The organism is Nonomuraea sp. B5E05 (assembly GCF_039880665.1).
GTDB lineage: Bacteria > Actinomycetota > Actinomycetes > Streptosporangiales > Streptosporangiaceae > Nonomuraea.
The window spans coordinates 25,165-42,225 of sequence record NZ_JBDPMJ010000014.1 but is presented as its reverse complement, the minus strand read 5'-3'; the positions used below and the strand labels follow the sequence as shown (position 1 = coordinate 42,225).

17 protein-coding genes are annotated in these 17,061 nt (G+C 71.9%); 1 reads left to right on the top strand and 16 read right to left on the bottom strand.

Features of this window, described 5'->3' with window-relative positions:
* Positions 1 to 89 precede the first annotated feature (89 nt).
* Positions 90 to 566 (bottom strand): DUF2283 domain-containing protein, encoded by a 477-nt coding sequence (locus ABGB01_RS25115; protein WP_347775990.1) that lies wholly within the window; start codon positions 564 to 566, stop codon positions 90 to 92.
* A 202-nt stretch (positions 567 to 768) separates the two neighbouring features.
* On the opposite strand from ABGB01_RS25115, the gene pyrF reads away from it, so the two are divergent.
* Positions 769 to 1,593 carry an orotidine-5'-phosphate decarboxylase gene (pyrF, locus tag ABGB01_RS25110; RefSeq protein WP_347775989.1) on the top strand — a complete coding sequence of 275 codons (825 nt, stop codon included), beginning with the start codon at positions 769 to 771 and terminating at the stop codon, positions 1,591 to 1,593.
* A 3-nt stretch (positions 1,594 to 1,596) separates the two neighbouring features.
* Here pyrF and ABGB01_RS25105 read toward each other — a convergent pair whose 3' ends face one another.
* From ABGB01_RS25105 to ABGB01_RS25035, 15 genes are all read right to left on the bottom strand, one after another.
* The gene (locus ABGB01_RS25105; RefSeq protein WP_347775988.1) at positions 1,597 to 2,196 is read right to left on the bottom strand and encodes an ATP/GTP-binding protein; all 600 of its coding nucleotides are present in this window, start codon (positions 2,194 to 2,196) and stop codon (positions 1,597 to 1,599) included.
* On the bottom strand, positions 2,177 to 2,575 hold the full coding sequence (locus ABGB01_RS25100; protein WP_347775987.1) for a DUF742 domain-containing protein: 399 nt from the start codon (positions 2,573 to 2,575) through the stop codon (positions 2,177 to 2,179). The genes ABGB01_RS25105 and ABGB01_RS25100 overlap by 20 nt, the downstream gene beginning before the upstream one ends.
* Positions 2,572 to 3,003: a roadblock/LC7 domain-containing protein gene (locus ABGB01_RS25095; RefSeq protein WP_347776151.1), complete on the bottom strand. Its 432-nt coding sequence runs from the start codon at positions 3,001 to 3,003 to the stop codon at positions 2,572 to 2,574. Before ABGB01_RS25095 ends, ABGB01_RS25100 begins: the two co-directional genes overlap by 4 nt.
* Entirely contained in the window at positions 3,003 to 5,405 is a 2,403-nt protein-coding gene (locus ABGB01_RS25090; protein WP_347775986.1) for a nitrate- and nitrite sensing domain-containing protein, read from the bottom strand. Before ABGB01_RS25090 ends, ABGB01_RS25095 begins: the two co-directional genes overlap by 1 nt.
* A 306-nt stretch (positions 5,406 to 5,711) precedes the next feature.
* Positions 5,712 to 5,957: a hypothetical protein gene (locus tag ABGB01_RS25085; protein ID WP_347775985.1), complete on the bottom strand. Its 246-nt coding sequence runs from the start codon at positions 5,955 to 5,957 to the stop codon at positions 5,712 to 5,714.
* Positions 5,958 to 5,982: 25 nt separating this feature from the next.
* Entirely contained in the window at positions 5,983 to 6,867 is an 885-nt protein-coding gene (rbsK, locus tag ABGB01_RS25080) for a ribokinase (protein WP_347775984.1), read from the bottom strand.
* On the bottom strand, positions 6,864 to 8,198 hold the full coding sequence (locus ABGB01_RS25075) for an ADP-ribosylglycohydrolase family protein (protein WP_347775983.1): 1,335 nt from the start codon (positions 8,196 to 8,198) through the stop codon (positions 6,864 to 6,866). The genes rbsK and ABGB01_RS25075 overlap by 4 nt, the downstream gene beginning before the upstream one ends.
* Positions 8,195 to 9,334, bottom strand: a complete 1,140-nt coding sequence (locus ABGB01_RS25070; RefSeq protein ID WP_347775982.1) for an ADP-ribosylglycohydrolase family protein — start codon at positions 9,332 to 9,334, stop codon at positions 8,195 to 8,197. Before ABGB01_RS25070 ends, ABGB01_RS25075 begins: the two co-directional genes overlap by 4 nt.
* Positions 9,331 to 10,383 (bottom strand): ADP-ribosylglycohydrolase family protein, encoded by a 1,053-nt coding sequence (locus tag ABGB01_RS25065; protein WP_347775981.1) that lies wholly within the window; start codon positions 10,381 to 10,383, stop codon positions 9,331 to 9,333. Before ABGB01_RS25065 ends, ABGB01_RS25070 begins: the two co-directional genes overlap by 4 nt.
* A 6-nt stretch (positions 10,384 to 10,389) precedes the next feature.
* A complete protein-coding gene (locus tag ABGB01_RS25060) occupies positions 10,390 to 11,460 on the bottom strand; it encodes an ADP-ribosylglycohydrolase family protein (protein ID WP_347775980.1) in 1,071 nt (356 codons plus the stop codon).
* Positions 11,457 to 12,758, bottom strand: coding sequence for a sugar ABC transporter substrate-binding protein (locus ABGB01_RS25055; protein ID WP_347775978.1), 1,302 nt, complete (start codon positions 12,756 to 12,758; stop codon positions 11,457 to 11,459). The genes ABGB01_RS25060 and ABGB01_RS25055 overlap by 4 nt, the downstream gene beginning before the upstream one ends.
* A 9-nt stretch (positions 12,759 to 12,767) precedes the next feature.
* Entirely contained in the window at positions 12,768 to 13,586 is an 819-nt protein-coding gene (locus ABGB01_RS25050; RefSeq protein ID WP_347775977.1) for a carbohydrate ABC transporter permease, read from the bottom strand.
* The gene (locus ABGB01_RS25045; protein WP_347621120.1) at positions 13,583 to 14,497 is read right to left on the bottom strand and encodes a sugar ABC transporter permease; all 915 of its coding nucleotides are present in this window, start codon (positions 14,495 to 14,497) and stop codon (positions 13,583 to 13,585) included. Before ABGB01_RS25045 ends, ABGB01_RS25050 begins: the two co-directional genes overlap by 4 nt.
* On the bottom strand, positions 14,494 to 15,549 hold the full coding sequence (locus ABGB01_RS25040) for a LacI family DNA-binding transcriptional regulator (protein ID WP_347775976.1): 1,056 nt from the start codon (positions 15,547 to 15,549) through the stop codon (positions 14,494 to 14,496). Before ABGB01_RS25040 ends, ABGB01_RS25045 begins: the two co-directional genes overlap by 4 nt.
* Before the next feature lie 249 nt (positions 15,550 to 15,798).
* Positions 15,799 to 17,049 carry an MFS transporter gene (locus ABGB01_RS25035; protein ID WP_347775975.1) on the bottom strand — a complete coding sequence of 417 codons (1,251 nt, stop codon included), beginning with the start codon at positions 17,047 to 17,049 and terminating at the stop codon, positions 15,799 to 15,801.
* Positions 17,050 to 17,061 lie beyond the last annotated feature (12 nt).

Sequence of the window (17,061 nt, the reverse complement as noted above, 5' to 3'; positions counted from 1 at the left end):
GGTACGCGGGTGTGCTCCCTCCCCCGCCCCTGGTGACCGGCCGTGGTCGCCGGCCCGCCGGCGAGCGCTCGTGGAGGACGCCTCTCCGATCAGAGCCGCAGCTCGGGCGGGAGCACCGCCGCCGCGTTCAAGATCTCCAGGCCGAGGATCTGCCCGGATTCGCCGTAGTCGACGATGACGTCGTCGGCTTCGACCTGACGTACCGCCTCACCTGGTGACATTTCGTGCTTCATGGAGACGTAGGCGATGTCGTGTTCCTGGTCCACGCTCACGTAAACCGTCCGCGCCCGCCGGCCCGGCGGCGCGTCGTCCCAGCTCAGCAGGCCCCCCTTGGCCTCGTGGGACCCGGCGAGCGCCGCCCGCACCGTGACCATCGCCAGCCCGATCGCCTCCAGCGAGTCGAACGCGGTGACCTTCCGCTCGTGCTCCCACCCGGCGAGCCCGTCGATGCGGTACGGGCACGACCACTCGCCCGCCGGCTCCTCGTACGGCAGGCCGAGCGTGACGACGACGTCACGGGGCGGATCGGTACGCAGCACCAGCACACGATGGGCGATCTCGTACATGTCTGCTGATCTACCCCCAAGGCCAAGCGAGGAAGACTCGGATCGCACACCCTGTTCAGCATCGGGAGTCCTGTCCCGTATCGTCGCCGGAGAACCGTTCCGCCGGGGCCGGCGCTGAGGGCCGTGGCGGTGGTCGTGAGAGAGGCCGGGCGAGCACCGTGTCGAGGGCTGACGTCCGGCGTCTCCGGCGAAGGAGGAGCCGATGAATGACACGTTCGGGGCGCGCCTGCGAGCCAGGCTCGACGCGTGCGGACCGCTCTGCGTGGGCCTCGACCCGAGCCCGGCGCTGCTGCACGCCTGGGGGCTCGACGACTCCCCCGCCGGTCTGGAGCGTTTCAGCCGTACGGTCGTCGACGAGGTGGGCGACGTGGCCGCGGTGGTCAAGCCGCAGTCGGCCTTCTTCGAGCGCTGGGGCAGCCGCGGCATCGCCGTGCTCGAACGCACCATGGCCGACCTGCGCGAGGCCGGCACGCTGGTGCTGCTCGACGCCAAGCGGGGCGACATCGGCAGCACGATGGCCGCCTACGCGGAGGCGTACCTCGACCGGGGCGGCCCGCTGGCAGCCGACGCGGTGACGCTCAGCCCCTACCTGGGGTTCGGGTCGCTCGAGGGCGCGATCACGTCGGCCATGGTCAACGACGCGGGCGTGTTCGTGCTGGCCCGCACCTCCAACCCCGAGGCCACCGCGTTGCAGCGGCACGTGGCCGGCCAGGTGATCGCCGCCGCGGCGGGGGCGAACGCGGGGCACACGCCGTTCGGGCCGGTCGGGCTGGTCATGGGGGCCACGCTGCCCGCACTCGACGACGCGCTGGACGACCTCAACGGCCCCGTTCTCGCGCCGGGGCTGGGCGTCCAGGGCGCCACCCCCGCCCACGTCGCCAGGGTGTTCGCGTCCGTCCGCCATGCCGTCGTGCCCTCGGTCTCCAGGGCCGTGCTCGCCGACCCCAAGGAGCTGCGCTCGCGCACGCTCGACTACCGGGACGAGTGCGCCGCCCGCCTGGGGGCGAAGGTCGCCGCTCAGCCTTGACGCTCAGGCCACCGGGTGCGGTGTGGTGCGGGACTTGCCCGCCATCAGGTGGTCGACAAGTGCCAGCAGCACATCGCGCGCCGCCCTCCGGTCGCGGGCGTCGCAGAGCACCAGCGGCACCTGCGGATCGAGGTCGAGCGCCCTGCGGATCTCCTCCTGGGTCCGGTCCCGGACACCGTGGAAGCAGTTGACGGCGACGACGAAGGGGATGCTGCGGCTCTCGAAGAAGTCGATGGACGCGAAGCTCACATCCAGTCGGCGGGTGTCTACCAGGACGACCGCGCCCATCGCTCCGTTGACCAGGTCGTTCCACATGAACCAGAAGCGTTCTTGCCCGGGGGTCCCGAACAGGTAGAGCACGAGTTGACGGTTGATCGTGATGCGCCCGAAGTCCAGGGCGACGGTGGTGGTGGACTTGCCGCCCAGCCCGTCCAGATCGTCGACGCCGACGCTCGCATGGGTCAGATACTCCTCCGTACGCAGTGGGGCGACTTCGCTCACCGCGCCGACCAGGGTCGTCTTCCCTACGCCGAACCCACCGGCGATAAGGATCTTCACGGCCTGGGGAGCAGGGTCCCCCTGGTCAGAGTTCGCGTAACCCATCCCTCACCGCCTCCAGGATTGCCATGTCGGGAATGCCGCCTGTTCGCGCGAAAGCCAGCGGTGGCCGAGCCCGCATCCGACCGGCCTCGATCAGATCGCCGATGAGGATCTTGGTCACTGAGACCGAGAGGTTCAGCGCGGAGGCGACCTCGGCCACCGCCAGGGGCCGCTTGCACAGACTCAGGATGGTGCGGTGCTCCGGCTGCATTCGCCTCAGGCCCCATCCGGTGTCCGGTGAGTCCTCCACCATCGCCGTCACGAGAGTGATCAGCGTCAGGTCGTCCCGCTCAGGGGCGGTTCGTCCGCCGGTGATCGTATAGGGACGGACAAGGGTTTCGTCCGCGTCGTCGTCCTCGAAGCCCTCCGTCCAGTGCTTCACCTGTGTCTCCCGCCGTCATCGGCCGGCGGGGTGCGCGCATCGGTTCCCAGCTTCTGGCCGACCTGCTGGATCAGGGTGTGCATCGCGACGCTCATCAGTTCGGCGTCGACCTCCTGGGACGCGACCACGGCCAGATGGCTGCCCCGGCCCGCCGCGGTGACGAACAGCCACAGGTCGGCCATCTCGATGATGACCTGATGGACCGGCCCGCCGCGGAAGAGCTGCCCGACACCGCGAGCCAGGCTCTGCTGGCCGGTGGCGATCGCGGCGAGGCGTTCGGCATCGGAGCGCTCGATGGTCCGGGACCGGCTGATCACCAGGCCGTCGTCGGACAGCACGATGGCGTGCCGGGTGCCTGCAACCTGATCGACCAGGCCGTCCAGGAGCCAGTCCAGGTCTACGTTGGTGGCGGTGGTTCGCTGCATCATCATCGATCTTCCGTCGTGGGGGAAGCGGACTCCGGGGATCCGCTCGGCCGGGGCTGGGAGGCGTCGTCACCGGTCCGGCGCCTACGTGACTGTCTCTGGAACGCACCGATCGTCGCACTGGATCGGCTGGGCTGGTCGCGTACCGCCCAGGTCTCCTGGTGAGGCCGTTCTTCCCCGTTCGCCGGGACTTTGAGCTCGGCGGCCAGGCTGGCCTGGCGCACCCGCTGGGGCAGCGGCTGATGATCGGGCGACGACGGTGCGTCGTCTGCCCGGCCGTCCCGACGCGGCGATTCGGCGGGCGCTGTCACAGCCGCGATCGCGCGTCCTCTGGAGCGAGTCGGCAGCTGACCGTCGTCGTGACGCGGGTGAGGACCGACGGTGTCCTGCTGCGGGCGCGGCCGCGATTCGGTGGCGCCCTGGGGGGCCTCCTCGGGGGGCGCGGCCGGGGCGGGCACGGCGTGGGGGCGCTCCACCGCCAGCGCCTCCGGGAGCAGCACGATGACACGGGTGCCGCCGAAGGCCGACGACCGCAGCTCCACCTGGAGGCCGAGGCTCGCGGAGAGCCGGGCGACCACGTACAGGCCGAGACGCACATCGTCGGCGTGGGTCATCACGTCGAGCTGTGGCGGCGACCGCAGCAGGGCGTTGGCGGCGGCGTACTCCTCGGGTTCCATGCCCAGGCCGCGGTCTTCGATCTCCACGGCGATGCCCCGGCTGACGGGTGCGGCCCGAACCTCGACCGGGGTCAGCGGCTTCGAGAAGGTGGTGGCGTTCTCCATGAGCTCCGCGAGGACGTGGACCAGCGGTCCCACCGCGCGCTCGGCTATCCAGAGGTCGCCCTCGACGTCGATCGTGATCCGGCGGTAGTCCTGGACCTCGCCCTGCGCGGCGCGCAGTACGTCGAGCAGTTGTACCGGCTTGCGCCAGCGGCGCTGCGGCTGCCCGCCGCCGAGGATCACCAGGTTCTCCTCGTAGCGGCGCAGCCGTGCGGTGAGATGGTCCAGGTCGAACAGGCCCTCCAGCACCTCCGGGTCCTCGTGTTTGCGCTCCAGCTCGTCCAGCTTCTTCAGCTGGAGGCCGATGAGGATCTGCGTACGACGGGCGATGCGCTGGAGCATGCGCTGGAAACCGCGGTGCTGGTCGGCCTGCCGCACGGCGGTGAGGACGGCGCTGCGGCTGGCCAGGTTGAGAGCCTGCCCGAGCTCGCCGAGTTCGTCGGGAGTGGGCTTCACCATGCGCACTTCCGCGTCGACCTCGACGTCCTCGCCGCGCTCCAGCCTGGCGACCACGTCGGGCAACCTCTCCTGAAGGTCCTGGGCCTCCTGGCGCAGGTGAAGGATGCGCCGGCGAAGAATGGAGGTGAGACGCCAGCTGGTGAAGATCACCAGGCCCAGGGCGAGCAGGCCCACGGTGGAGATGCCGGCGAAGACCCTGAAGATCATGTCGGCGTGGTCGTAGCCGATCTTCCCGACGTTCTCGAATCGGAGGTTGAGGAGTCGCAGCAGTTGCGTGGTGACCGTGTCCACCGAGGAGCGCCACTCCGCACTGTCGTCCGCGGAGCTGCTCCCGGAGGCGATCAACCGCCCTTCCAGGGCGGTCATGGTGCCCCATGCCTGGCCGGCCGTCAGCTTTCCGTACGGGGTCTCGTCACCTGTGAGAGCGGGGACCACTCGTGACCGCATGAGGTGGTTCCTGGTGCCGATGGCGTCGGTGACCAGGCCGTACTCGTCCCTTGTGAGGCGTCCCGCCTTCCAGGCGCCAGCCAGAACGGCGTCTTCGCGGCCGATCGCGTCGACCACCCAGAAAAGGTCGACCAGGGTCTGTGCCCGGGTGTTCACCTGGCCCTCGTCGGTGTTGCCGAGGGCGGTCAACACGCTGAGGTCCGACTCGATGACGCCGCTGTAGTAGTCGAACGCGTTCCGCGCGCTGGACCAGCCGGCGTCCACCGCCCGGCGCTGCTGGTCGAGAAGGCCGAGGCCGCGTTCGGTCCGGGCGATGGCGTCGGTGAGCCCCTCCTGTCCGCCGGTGGTGTCCAGGGCCACCAGAGGACGGAAGGCGCGCACGGCATGGTCGGTCGCGGCACGCTGCTCGGCGAGCTTGTCGCGGGAGGCCCTACGAGGGTCGGCCTGCATCTCCGCGGTGAGGCGCCGCTCCTGGTCGAGGCCGAAGAACAGGTCGGCCGCAGGCCTGCCGACGACAGTGGTGGCCAGATCCATCTGGGCCTTCTCCGCCTGCCACTGAGTGAACAGCTGGTACATTCCCGAGGCCAGCAGCGGAGTGAAGGTCACGCTCGGCACGAACACGACAATGAGCAGCACGGTACGCAACGGCAGCCGGCGGACACCCGACAGCCGCGGCGGACCGGCGCCCGCCGAGCCCGCTGACTCACTCCGGTCTTCCATGTTCTCCGTCCGTCGACGACCGACCCTGCCCCATCCGGACACGTGCAGGACACTCTCCTCCGCCGATCGGTGGGTTCATGACGCAAATCGCCAAAGTAGGTGATCGGTGCCTGATAGTAGTCATACGGCAGTTGAGTCGAAAGCCCCCGCTTCGCGCCTGACCGGCTGGCCGGCGTGCGGTCCCGGACGGCTTGGTTCGGGTGACGACCTGCCGCAACCACAGCGGCCCGGCGCACAAGCCCGGACCGGTCGCGAGAGGGGCGTCAGGCGGCCCTCGCCCACCTGCACGGGGGACGCGTGTGACGGTCAGCCGGTGGGGCCGGCGTCCGGGCGGACGACGTCGTCCCCGTTCTCCTCGTCCTCTCCTGCGCCCTCCTCATGCAGGTCGTCCTCCTGCTGGTCGTCCTCCTGCTGGTCGACCTCGGCGGGGAGGTCGGCTGGGACTGGGCGGCGGCTCCGCGGGGTGCCGGCACCCGACCGTTCGGCGATGACGTCGCTCTCGCCCTCCACCCCGCCGACCGCGTCAGGCTTTTCCTCTGATTTGTCGCTCATGGTCACCACCTGCCCAGGTGGCACGTCATGAGACCTCGCGTTCGATCTCCTGGCGGGCCGGCATCGACGTGCTGGCCCCCTCACGCTGCACCGACAGCGCCGCCGCCGCCGAGGCGAATCGCAGAGCGCCGGCCATGGCACGCCCCTCCGAGCGGGCCACGGCCAGCGCGCCCACGAACGTGTCGCCGGCCGCCGTCGTGTCCACCGCCTTCACCGGCACCGCGGGCACGCGCAGCCGCTCCCCCGACCGCGACCCGAAGAGCGCGCCCTCCGAGCCCAGCGTGATCACGGCCTCCTCGACCAGCTCGAGCAGCGCGTCGAGGGCCGCGTCCGCGCCGGAGGCGCCGGTGACGGCAGCCGCCTCGTGCTCGTTCGGGACGATCGTCGTGACCGCGTCGAGCAGCTCACCTGGCAGGGGCTGCGCGGGCGCCGGCGTGAGGAACACCGGCACGCCCGCCGCCCTCGCCCCCTGGGCCGCCTCGACGACCGCGCCCATGGGCAGCTCCAGCTGGAGCAGCAGGGCCTGGGAGGCCGCGATCACGGCCAGGTCGTCGGGGGACGGTCCGGTGACCGTGCCGTTCGCCCCTGGCACGACGACGATCGAGTTGCCGCCGTCGTCGTCGACCACGATGTGCGCGATGCCGCTGGGCCCCGGCACCTGGCGCAGGCCGCGTACGTCGACGCCGGCCTCCGCCAGCGTGGCCCGCATCTCCGCGCCGAAACCGTCGTCGCCGACCGCCCCGAGGAACGCCACCTGCGCGCCCGCGCGGGCCGCGGCGATCGCCTGGTTGGCGCCCTTGCCGCCGGGGATGGTGCGGAAGCGGTGCCCAGTGACCGTCTCGCCGCGTTTGGGGGCTTTTGAGACGTACGCGACGAGGTCCATGTTGGCGCTGCCGAAAACCGAGATCATGGGGCCATCATCTCCTGGGTACGGGCGGCCAGCTCTTCCAGACCCACCCCGTCGAACCCGGTGAGGCTGCTGGCCAGGCGGTCGCGCATGCGCCAGGGGCCGGGCACGCCGCCGTTCAGCGCTCCCGCGAGGGATCCGGCCGTGGCCCCTGCCGAGTCGGTGTCCCAGCCGCCGGCGACCGCCCCCGCGATCGTGGCGGTGAAGTCGCCCCGGCCATGGATCAGCGTGGCGGCGACGAGGGCGGCGTTGTTGACCGTGTGCACCCAGTGCAGGGCGCCGTGGCGTTCGTGGAGGCGGTCGACGACCCCCTCGAAGTCGTCCTCACGGGCGGCGTCCGCGACGGCCAGGCGGACGGCCTCGTGCAATCGCGACCCCTCGGGCACCACCGACAGGCCCGCCCGCACCACCTCCTCCGCCGACCTGGCCACCAGCGAGGCGGCGCACATCGCGGCCACGAACATCGCCCCGTAGATCCCGTTCGCGGTGTGCGTGAGCCGGGCGTCGCGCCAGGCGTACTCGGCGGCCGTGGCCGGATCGCCCGGGTTGACCCAGCCGTACACGTCCGCCCTGATCAGCGCTCCGATCCACTCGCGGAACGGGTTGCGATGGGTGGCCGTGCGCGGCGGCTCGACGCCGTCCAGCAGGTTGCGGTACGCGACCCGCTCGGCGGTGAACGTACGGCCCGCGGGCAACTCGTCCAGCCACAGCCTGGCCACGTCGTCGGTGGTGAAGCCGCGGCCGTGGCGTTCCAGGACGGTCAGGGCCAGCAGCGGGTAGTTGAGGTCGTCGTCCTCGGGGATGCCGTCGATGTTCTCGGCCAGGGAGTTGACGGCGCTACGGCGGTTCCACGGCCAGCGGCGCGCGACGTCATCGGGCAGGCCCTCAGCGGTGAACCAGCCCCTGATGGGCCAGTTGCCGGTGGCCTCGGCGATCCGCCTGATGCCCTCGCGCGGGATCTTCTCGACGGGTTTGCCCAGGACGCACCCGGCCGCCCGTCCGAGCCAGGCGCCCAGCACCCGTGCGGGGTCGGCCGCGCTGGAGCGGGGGGCGGGCCAGGCGGGGCAGGCGGCGATGATCGCGGCCAGGTCGGACGGCTCGTCGAGCGGCGACGGGATGGCCGCCAGCTCGTCCAGCAGTTCCTCGGCCAGCCCCCGCAGTCGCGCGGCGCAGGGGTCGGAGGCGCCCGCGCGTGGCGGGGCGTCGTGCCCTCCGGCCGCGTGCCACCGGGCCGCGATCTCCCTGACCCGGCCGCCGGCGCGGCCGTCCTCGGCGGCCTGGCGGAGTTCGTGGCCGAGCAGGTCCTCCGGCTGGACCCAGGTGAGCCGGATCACCGGCGGTCCAGGTCGGCGAAGGCGGCCTCGTGGTCACGCCGCCGCGCGAGGTCGGCGGCGTGCACCCGGCGGGCGACCCCCGCGATGGCGAGCCCCGGAGCCACCAGGTCCGTACGGCTGGCGGAGCCGATCTGCTCAACCCACTCCGCCGGCACGGAGGACAACCCTCCGAGCGCCCCCGCGATGGCCCCGCCCATGGAGGCGATCGAGTCGGCGTCGCGCCCGTAGTTGACCCCGCCGAGCACGGTGTCGCGGTAGCCGCCCTTGGCGATCACCAGGAACCCGAGCGCGAGCGGCAGCTCCTCGATGCTGTGCGTCCGGCTCGGCCGCCGTGCCCCCAGCCCCTGGTCGCGGTAGGTGTCGGCGACGGTGTCGTACGGCCGCATGGCGGCGCGCAGCGCCTCGAACGACCCGTCCCAGTGCCCGAGCCCGGCGGCGGCCTCGCAGACGGCCTCGATGGCGGCCCTGGTGCCGTCCTTGGCCAGGCGCAGGCAGGTGGCGACCACGGAGTCGGCCGTGGCGCCCGGCCGCATGGCCTCGGCGACGGCGGCGGCCATCACCCCGGCGGCCTCGCGGCCGTAGCTGGACTGGTGGGCTCCGGCCAGGTCGATGGCCTCGGCGTAGGCGCCGTCGGGGTCGGCGGCGTTGACGATGCCGACGGGGGCGACGTACATGGCGGCGCCGCAGTTCACGATATTTCCGACGCCGGCCTCGCGCGGGTCCACGTGCCCGTAGTGCAGCCTGGCCACGATCCACTTCTCGGCCAGGAAGATCCGCTGCAGCGGCAGCGCCTCGGCCTCCAGTTCGGGGATCCACCGCCGCTCGCCCATCAGCTCCGGCACCATGTGCTCGGCCATCGCGTACGCCCCGAGGTGCCCGCCGGCCTTCTCGTAGACGCGGATCAGGGCGTGGGTCATCAACGTGTCGTCGGTGATGTGGCCGTCACCCTTGTGGTACGGCGCGATCGGCCGGGCGTTGCGCCAGTCCTCGTTGAACGGCGGCACGATGCCCTCGACGCGGCCCGCGTACCGGTCGACGATCTGTTCGGGGGTCCAGCCCTCGGTGGCGCCGCCCAGCGCGTCACCGACCGCCGCCCCCGCCACGCAGCCGGTTGCCCTGTCCTCAAGCGGCGTCATGCGATTCCCTCCGTGACATCGTTGGCTAGTTCGATCAGATCCAGGCCCGCCAGGTCAGGCAGGCAGCAACCGGCCAGCGTACGCACCGGCGTGATCCACCCCTCCGGGATCGCGCCGAGCCCGCCGCAGGCCCCCGTGAGCGCTCCGGTCAGCGCGGGCGCCGAGTCGGCGAGCGCGGCCAGGCACGCCGCCGCGGGCACGGCCCTGTCCAGGTCCCCGCCCGACACCTCGGCCAGCGCCAGCGCGACGGGCACCGTCTGCGCCGCGCCGACGCCGTAGCTGTAGACGTGGTCGAGCAGCGCCCCGTCCAGCGCGGGGACGGCGGCGAACGCATCCCCGGCCGCCCGCGCGGCCTTGACCGCCAGCCGGGCGTTGTGGCCGATGGCGGTGCCGTCGGGCAGTACGGCGAGCGCGGCCTCCACGGCGTTGACCGCCGAGCCCGACGCCACGGCCTCGGCCACGGCGGCGGCCATGGCTCTGGCCCCCAGGACGCCGTCGCCGGCGTTCGTCACCTCGGCATCCCGCGTGGGGTCCCTCCCCAGGGCCCCGAACGCGACGGCCCTGACCGCGGCGGCGTCGTCGAAGAAGTGCGGGTTGTCGTGCCCGGACGCGGGCGGCTCCACTCCCTTGGCGAGGTTGTCGAGCGCGGTCGCCACCGAGATCCGCGCCCTGACCGCCCTGCCGCCGGCGCGCCCCCCGGACGGCCCGGACACCGGGTCACTGACGGCGCGTATCCCGGGCGTTCCCAGGGCCGGGTCGATGAGGTCCATGAAGGCCTCGGCCCTCGGCCGGTCGATGGTGAGCACCGTCCACGCCAGCCACTCGGCGTCGTCGGACGGGCCGACGCGCAGCGGCGCCACCGGCTGGTTCAGCGCGAACGGCACCGGCAGGGTGGTCACGCGATGTTCTTCCGCGAACGCGTCCAGCTCCCTGTGCAGGCGCCGGCTCCAGGGCGCGTGCAGCGCCGCCCGGTGCCTGGCGGCGGGCCATCCGGCCGCGTCGCCCACGGCGAGCCCGGCGAAGGCGCCCCTGATCCTGTCCCCCGACATCGTGATCTACAGCCTTTCCGCCAGTTCGTCGGCGACGTCCAGCACATGTCTCCCTGCCACGACGGGCAGGCATTTGCCCGTCACCGGCCCGATTCTTCCGGCCCACCGCCGGGGCACGCCGCTCTCTCCGCTACCGGCTCCCGCCACGGCCCCGGCGATGGCGCCGATCGTGTCGGCGTCCCTGCCCAGGCTCACCCCGAACGTCACCGACGCCTCCACGTCACCGCCTCCCGCGAGGAAGGCCGCGAACGCCAGCGCCACGGCTTCCGGCGCCACGTCGGTCCAGGGGTAATGCCGCACGACCACGGCCTCGTGCAACGCCTCGACAACGGCCTGCCCGCCGGCATCGGCGCGGCGCGCGGCGTCGGCGTCAAAGTCGGCGTCGGCATCAGGGCCCGGGCCGGCAGCGGGGCCGGCAGGGCCGGCGGCGTGGGCGTCCGCAACCGCGGCCGAGGACCGGCCGAGCACGTCGCGGACCCGGACGATGTTCCTGGCGGTCCAGGAGTCGGGCGGGATGACCGCCAGCGCCGCCGCCACGACCTCGTCAGGGGCGGCGCCGCCCATCGCGGCGGCCACCGCGCCGGCGACCGCGCGGCCGCCGAGGATGCCCTCACCGGCCGCGCTGACCAGCCCGTCCTGCTCCACCAGCCGGGCCGCCTCCGCCGGATCGCCCGGGCAGAAGATCCCGTACGGCGCGGCCCGCATGGCCAGCCCGTCCGACCAGCCGTGCGCGTGCACGAGCCCCGTCAGCGGCGGCTCCAGGCCGCGGCGCAGCGCTTCGACGGTGCCCAGTTCGGAGAACCCGGCCCCGCGCATCGGCCCGGCGATCCGGGGCAGGATCAGCTCCCGGTACGCGGCGGCGACGTCCTCGCTGGTCAGCGCATGACCGTGGCGGACGAGGAGCGACGCGGCGAAGATCGCGTACTCGGTGTCGTCGGTGCCTCCGCCCTCGATCTCGGTGAGCCGTCCCCACCGGCGCCGGATCTCCGACGGCGTCAGGTTCTCGGCGGGGGCGCCGAGGGCGTCGCCGGCCGCCAGGCCGAGCAGGCACCCCCGGGCCCTGTCGCGAAGAGTCACCGCTGGTACCGCTCCAGCACCTTGTTGCCGTCCTCGACGAGCCTCTTGGCCACCTCGTCGATGGTGATCTTGTTGGCGAAGTATTCCTGGAGGGCCGGCGTGGCGACCTTGCTCTTCCACTCGTCGAACCCGTTCACCTTGAGGAACGGCGCCACGACGAGGTCCTTGGCGGAGGCGGTGGCCACGTCCCAGCCGTTCTCCTCGCTGGTCATCGCCGGGTCGGCGGCGGCCTTCTTGGAGGTCGGCAGCAGCCAGTCACCCTTGGCGAGCTTGGCCTGGTTGGGCCCGTTCAGGAAGAACGAGATGAACTTCATGGCCTCGTCGGGGTGCTCGCTCTCCTGCGCGATCGACAACGTCTGCGAGACCGCGCCCTGCTGGGTGGTGGTGCCCTTCGGGCCCGGCAGGGTCACCCACTCGAAGCCGTCCGGCGCCTGCTCGGCGACCTGCTGGCGCAGGTAGACCCCGGCGGGCAGCAGCGCGAACTTGCCCTTGTAGAAGGCCGGCAGCGGATCGGCCGTGCCCTGGCCGAGCGCGGCGGGATCGGCCGACTTGTCCTTGTAGAGCTGGTCGTGGATGCGCTGCAGCACCTCGCGCTCCTCGGGCCCGACCTTGACCGTGGTCTTGCCGTCAACGGTCTGGAAGAACGTGCCGCCGAAGTTGAGCGCCAGGTTGAGCGTCTTGTTGACCGGCGACTTCATCGGCCAGGCCACGCCGTACGTGTCGCCCTTGGTCATCTTCTTGGCGGCCGCGGAGAACTCGTCCCACGTCCACGGGGCGTCCGCCGTCGGGATACGCACCTTGGCCGCCTCGAGCAGCTTCTTGTTGGCGATGACGACCTGCGACTCCTGCAGGAACGGCACGCCGTAGACGCCCTGCTCGCCCTTGCCGCCATCGAAGGTGACGGTGTCCCAGGCGGCCTGGGGGATGTCGTTCTTGAGCTCGGCGGGCAGCTTGCCGCTGAGGTCGAGCAGGTAGCCGTCGGTGGCGAAGCCGGACAGCGCGGGCGAGTCGTTGTGGATGACGTCGGGGGCCGTGCCACCGGCGAACTGGGTGACGAGCTGGTCGTTGACGTTGTCCCAGCTGCCCTGGACGTAGGTGACCTGGATGTTCGGGTTGGCCTTGTTCCACTCCTCCACGAGCTGCTTGTTGGCGGCCACGGACTCCTTCTGCCACGCCAGGCTGAGGAAATCGATCTTCACCGGCTCGTTCGGGGAGGAGGACTCGCCGCCTCCTCCCCCGCCGCACGCCGTGGTGAGCGCGGCGATCGCCACCACCGCCAGAGCGGACTTGATACGCATATGAGCCTCCTAGCCCTTGACGGCGCCGGCCATCAGGCCGGACTTCAGGCGCCGCTGGATGATTGCGAAGAAGATCAGGCTCGGGATCGTCGCCATGAGCGACGCCGCGGCCAGCGGGCCGAGCCTGGCCACCCCCTCTGGGCCGGTGAACCTCACCAGCGTCAGCGGGAGCGTCATGACATCGGGGTTCTGCAGGATCACGAGCGCGAACATGAACTCGTTCCACGACGAGATGAACGCGAACAGCAGCGTGGCCACCACGCCCGGCGCGAGCAGCGGCGCCACGACGGTGGCGATCGAGCGCAGCCGGGTGGCGCCGTCCACGGCCGCCGCCTCCTCCAGTTCGGGCGGCACCGCGCGCACGTACCCCTGCAACATCCACAACGCGAACGGCAGCGTGAACGTCACGTGCACGGCCACCAGCCCAGGCAGCGTGTTCACCAGGTCCATCTCGCGCAGGATCATGAAGAGCGGGATGATGATCAGGATGAACGGGAACACCTGGCTGACCAGCACCCACCCGAGCGCGACCCGGTTGAGCAGACCGCGGTAGCGGGCCATGGCGTAGGAGGCGGGCAGCGAGATCAGCACCGTGATCACGCTGCTGAACAGCGCCACGATCAGGCTGCGCGCCGCCGCGCCCACCAGGTCCTGCTCGCCGAACGCGTCGGTGAAGTTGGCCAGCGTCGGCTCGCGCGGGAGCCACGTCGGCTCGGTCAGCGCCATCTCCTGCGGCGTCTTCAGCGCCGTCGACAGCAGCCAGAGCAGCGGGAAGGCCAGGAAGACGATGTACGCGACCAGCGCGGCGTACTGCGGAAGGCGTCTCATCGGTTCTCCCTCATCTGCCGCCACAGGTACAACCCGAGCACCGCGAGCACGACGATCGCCATGGCGAGGCCGAGCATCGAGGCGTAGCCCGCGAACCGGTAGCGGAACGCCTCCTCGTAGGCGAACAACATCGGCAGCCGCGTCTGCCCGCCGGGCCCGCCCTGCGTGAGCACGTAGACCAGGCCGAACTGGTTGATGTTCCACACGAAGTCGAGCGAGGTGATCGCCACGATCACGGGCCGCAACTGCGGCAGCGTGATGCTCCAGAAGCGCCGCCAGCGGCCCGCGCCGTCCATCTCACCGGCCTCGTAGAGCTCCTTGGGCACGTTCTGCAGGCCGGCCAGGAGCACGACCGTGGTCTGCGGCATGCCGGTCCACACGCCGACCACGATGATCGCGGGCAGCGCGAGCGAGAAGTCGGCCAGCCAGTTGACGTCCGTGCCGAGCAGGTCGTTCAGTATGCCCGCGTCCGGGTGGTAGACGAGCTTCCACATCAGGCCGATGACCACGGGCGGCATCGCCCACGGCACCACCGCGAGCACGCGGGCCACGCCCCTGAAGCGCAGGTTCTGGTTGAGCAGCACGGCCAGGCCGAGCGCGGCCAGGAACTGCAGCACGGTCACGGAGACCGCCCAGACGGCGCCGATCCTGAACGAGGCCCAGAAGTCGCCGTCGGCCAGCAGGTCGGTGAAGTTCTCCAGGCCGACGAAGCTCGTCTCGTGGACCCGCGTGTTGCGGGCGTCGGTGAAGGCCAGGCCGATGCCGTACAGCAGCGGGCCGACGCTGAACAGCAGCACCGGCACCAGCGCGGGCAACATCAGCAGCCACATCTCGCGCGTCTGGCGCGACATGCGGCGGCGCTTGGCGCGCGGCCTCCGCGGCGGCGCCGGTCTCGTCACGGTCGCCGTCACGCGCCGCCCTCCTTCCTCTCGGTACGTCCCGCGTCGTCGTGCGCGGCGCCCGCGCCCGCCGTGCTGGCGCGGATGACGAGCCGGGGCGGCACGGTGACCACCCGCGGCTCGCGGTCGCCGCCCTGCAGCCGGTCGAGCAGCAGCTCGGCGGCGGCCTTGCCGCGCTCGGCCGACCCGAGCGAGACGCTGGTCAGCGCCGGCCACGAGGCCGCCGCCAGGTCGGTGTCGTCCATGCCGACCACCGCCACGTCGGCGGGCACCCGCTTGCCCGCCGCGCGCAGCACGTCGAGCGCGCCGAGCGCGATCAGGTCGTTGGCGCACATCAGCGCGTCCACGTCGGGAACCCTGTCGAGCAGCTCCGCCACCGCGCGGCCCCCTTCCGCGCGGTAGAAGTCGCCGATCCGCACGAGGTCCTCGTCGTAGGGCAGGCCGAGGTCGGCGAGCGCCTCGCGGTACGCGGCGCCGCGGGCCGCGCCCGGCACGGTGTCGAGCGGGCCGTTGATCATGCCGATCCTGCGGCGGCCGAGCGCGTAGAGGTGGTCGATCGCCAGCCGCACGCCGGTGCGGGAGTCGGCGCGCACGTTGTCGGCCCGCGTGCCCTCCGGCACCGAACCGATGATCACGACGGGCGCCCTGGCCGCGGCCAGCATCTCGAGGTGCTGCTCGGTGACCCGCAGCGGGCTCATGATCAGGCCGTCCACGTAACGTTCGCCGAGGCTGTGCAGTACGTCGATCTCGTCGGCCACGACGGCGTCGGTGGAGTGCAGCACGAGCCGGTAGCCCGCCGCCTTCAGCACCGGCTGGATCTCGCGGAGCATGGCCAGGTAGGCGGGGTTGCCCACGTCGGCCATGGCGAAGGCCACCTGGTGGGTGCGGCGCGACTTGAGCGACCTGGCGACGGCGTTGCGCACGTAGCCGAGCTCGTCGGCGGCGGCCATCACCTTGCGCACGGTCTCCTGCCTGGTCGGCAGGCCGTTGAGAACCCGCGAGACCGAGGCGATCGAGACGCCGGCGCGCTCGGCGATCGTGTTGATCGTGGGTCCGTCGGCCACGGTTGTCCTTCCCGGTGGAGTAAACGTTTACGACCCGATTGCTGTAAACGTTTACCGCGTGGGCCACATGAAACCGGCACGCAACCCGCAGGTCAAGTCACGATCGCATAACACCAGGTCAGCCGCCATCCTGGCAAATCCGCGACAACCGGCGCGCCAAGCCCGGGCGCGCCCCGGCAGCACGCCGGACGAACGACGGATGAGCGGATGAGGCCGGCAGAGACGGAGAGGACGGGGCGCCGCGCGAGGTCAGTCCCGGGCGGGTTCGGGTTCGGGCCCGCGCGCGACGACCCCTTCCCTGCGGGGCTCCGCTCCGGAGATCCTGAGCAGCGACCGGATCGCGGGCGCGCCGGTGAGCGCCACCACGGCGGCCAGGACCGTCGGGATGACGAGCGCGACCGGCAGCGAGGACGCCTCGGCCACGTAGCCGAGCACGGCGGGCCCCAGCAGCAGTCCGCTGTAGCCGAACGCGGTCACCATGGCCAGCGCCCGTCCCACCCGGTCGCCGACCGCTCCGACCGCGCTGAACAGCACCGGCACCACCGTGGCCAGGCCCACCCCGGCCAGCGCCCAGCCGGTCCAGGCGCAGACCACCTGGAGCGGCTCGCCGACGGCGGGCGAGAGGAGGATCAGCACGTAGCCGACGGTGGCGAAGAGCCCGGCGAACTGGATGGTGCGCACGGAGCCGAGCCTGGCCCTGATCGGGTCGCCCAGCAGCCGGACGGTCGTCATGGCCACGGAGAAGACCGTGTACGCCAGCGGCGCCATGGCGGGGTCGGTCTCCAGCACCGTACGGGCGTGCAACGCGGCCCAGTCGATGGCCGCGCCCTCGCTCAGGTGCCCGGCGAAGGCCGCCAGCCCGAGCATCGCGATGAGTCCCCACTTCAGCCCGGCGCCCTTCTGGGCCCCCGGCTCCGGCGATGCGTGCCCGGGCTCGTCGGGCAGCAGCAACCGGGCCGCGGGCACGTACAGGAACGGCACGACCAGGGCCGCCGCGATCAGCAGCCACTGGGCGTCCAGCCCGGCCTGCAGGACGAGCGCGGTGAGCCCGCCCCCGGCGGCGCCGCCGAGGCTCCACGTGCCGTGGAAGGCCGAGATGATCGGCCGGCCGTAGCGGCGTTCGACTTCGACGGAGTGGGCGTTCATGGAGACCTCGGTCACCCCGAGCCCGATGCCGAACACGACCGCCAGCACCACCAGGGCCTCGTACGAGGGCGCCAGCGCCGGGCCGAGCAGGACCAGCGCCGAGAACGGCCCGGCGAACCAGCACACCCGCCTGCTGGACCACCTGTCCACCAGGGACCCGGCCACCAGCATCGACACCAGCGCACCGCCGGAGATCAGCAGCAGGATGCCGCCCAGCCGGGCGAAGCCGAGGTCGAGCCGGTCGTTCAGGGACGGCAGCCCGGCCGCCCAGAGACCCATCACAAAACCGCAGAGGATGAAGAATCCGAAAACTCCGGCACGAGCGCGTCTGGCTTCAACGAGGCTTTTGTTCACGGCTAGAGCATA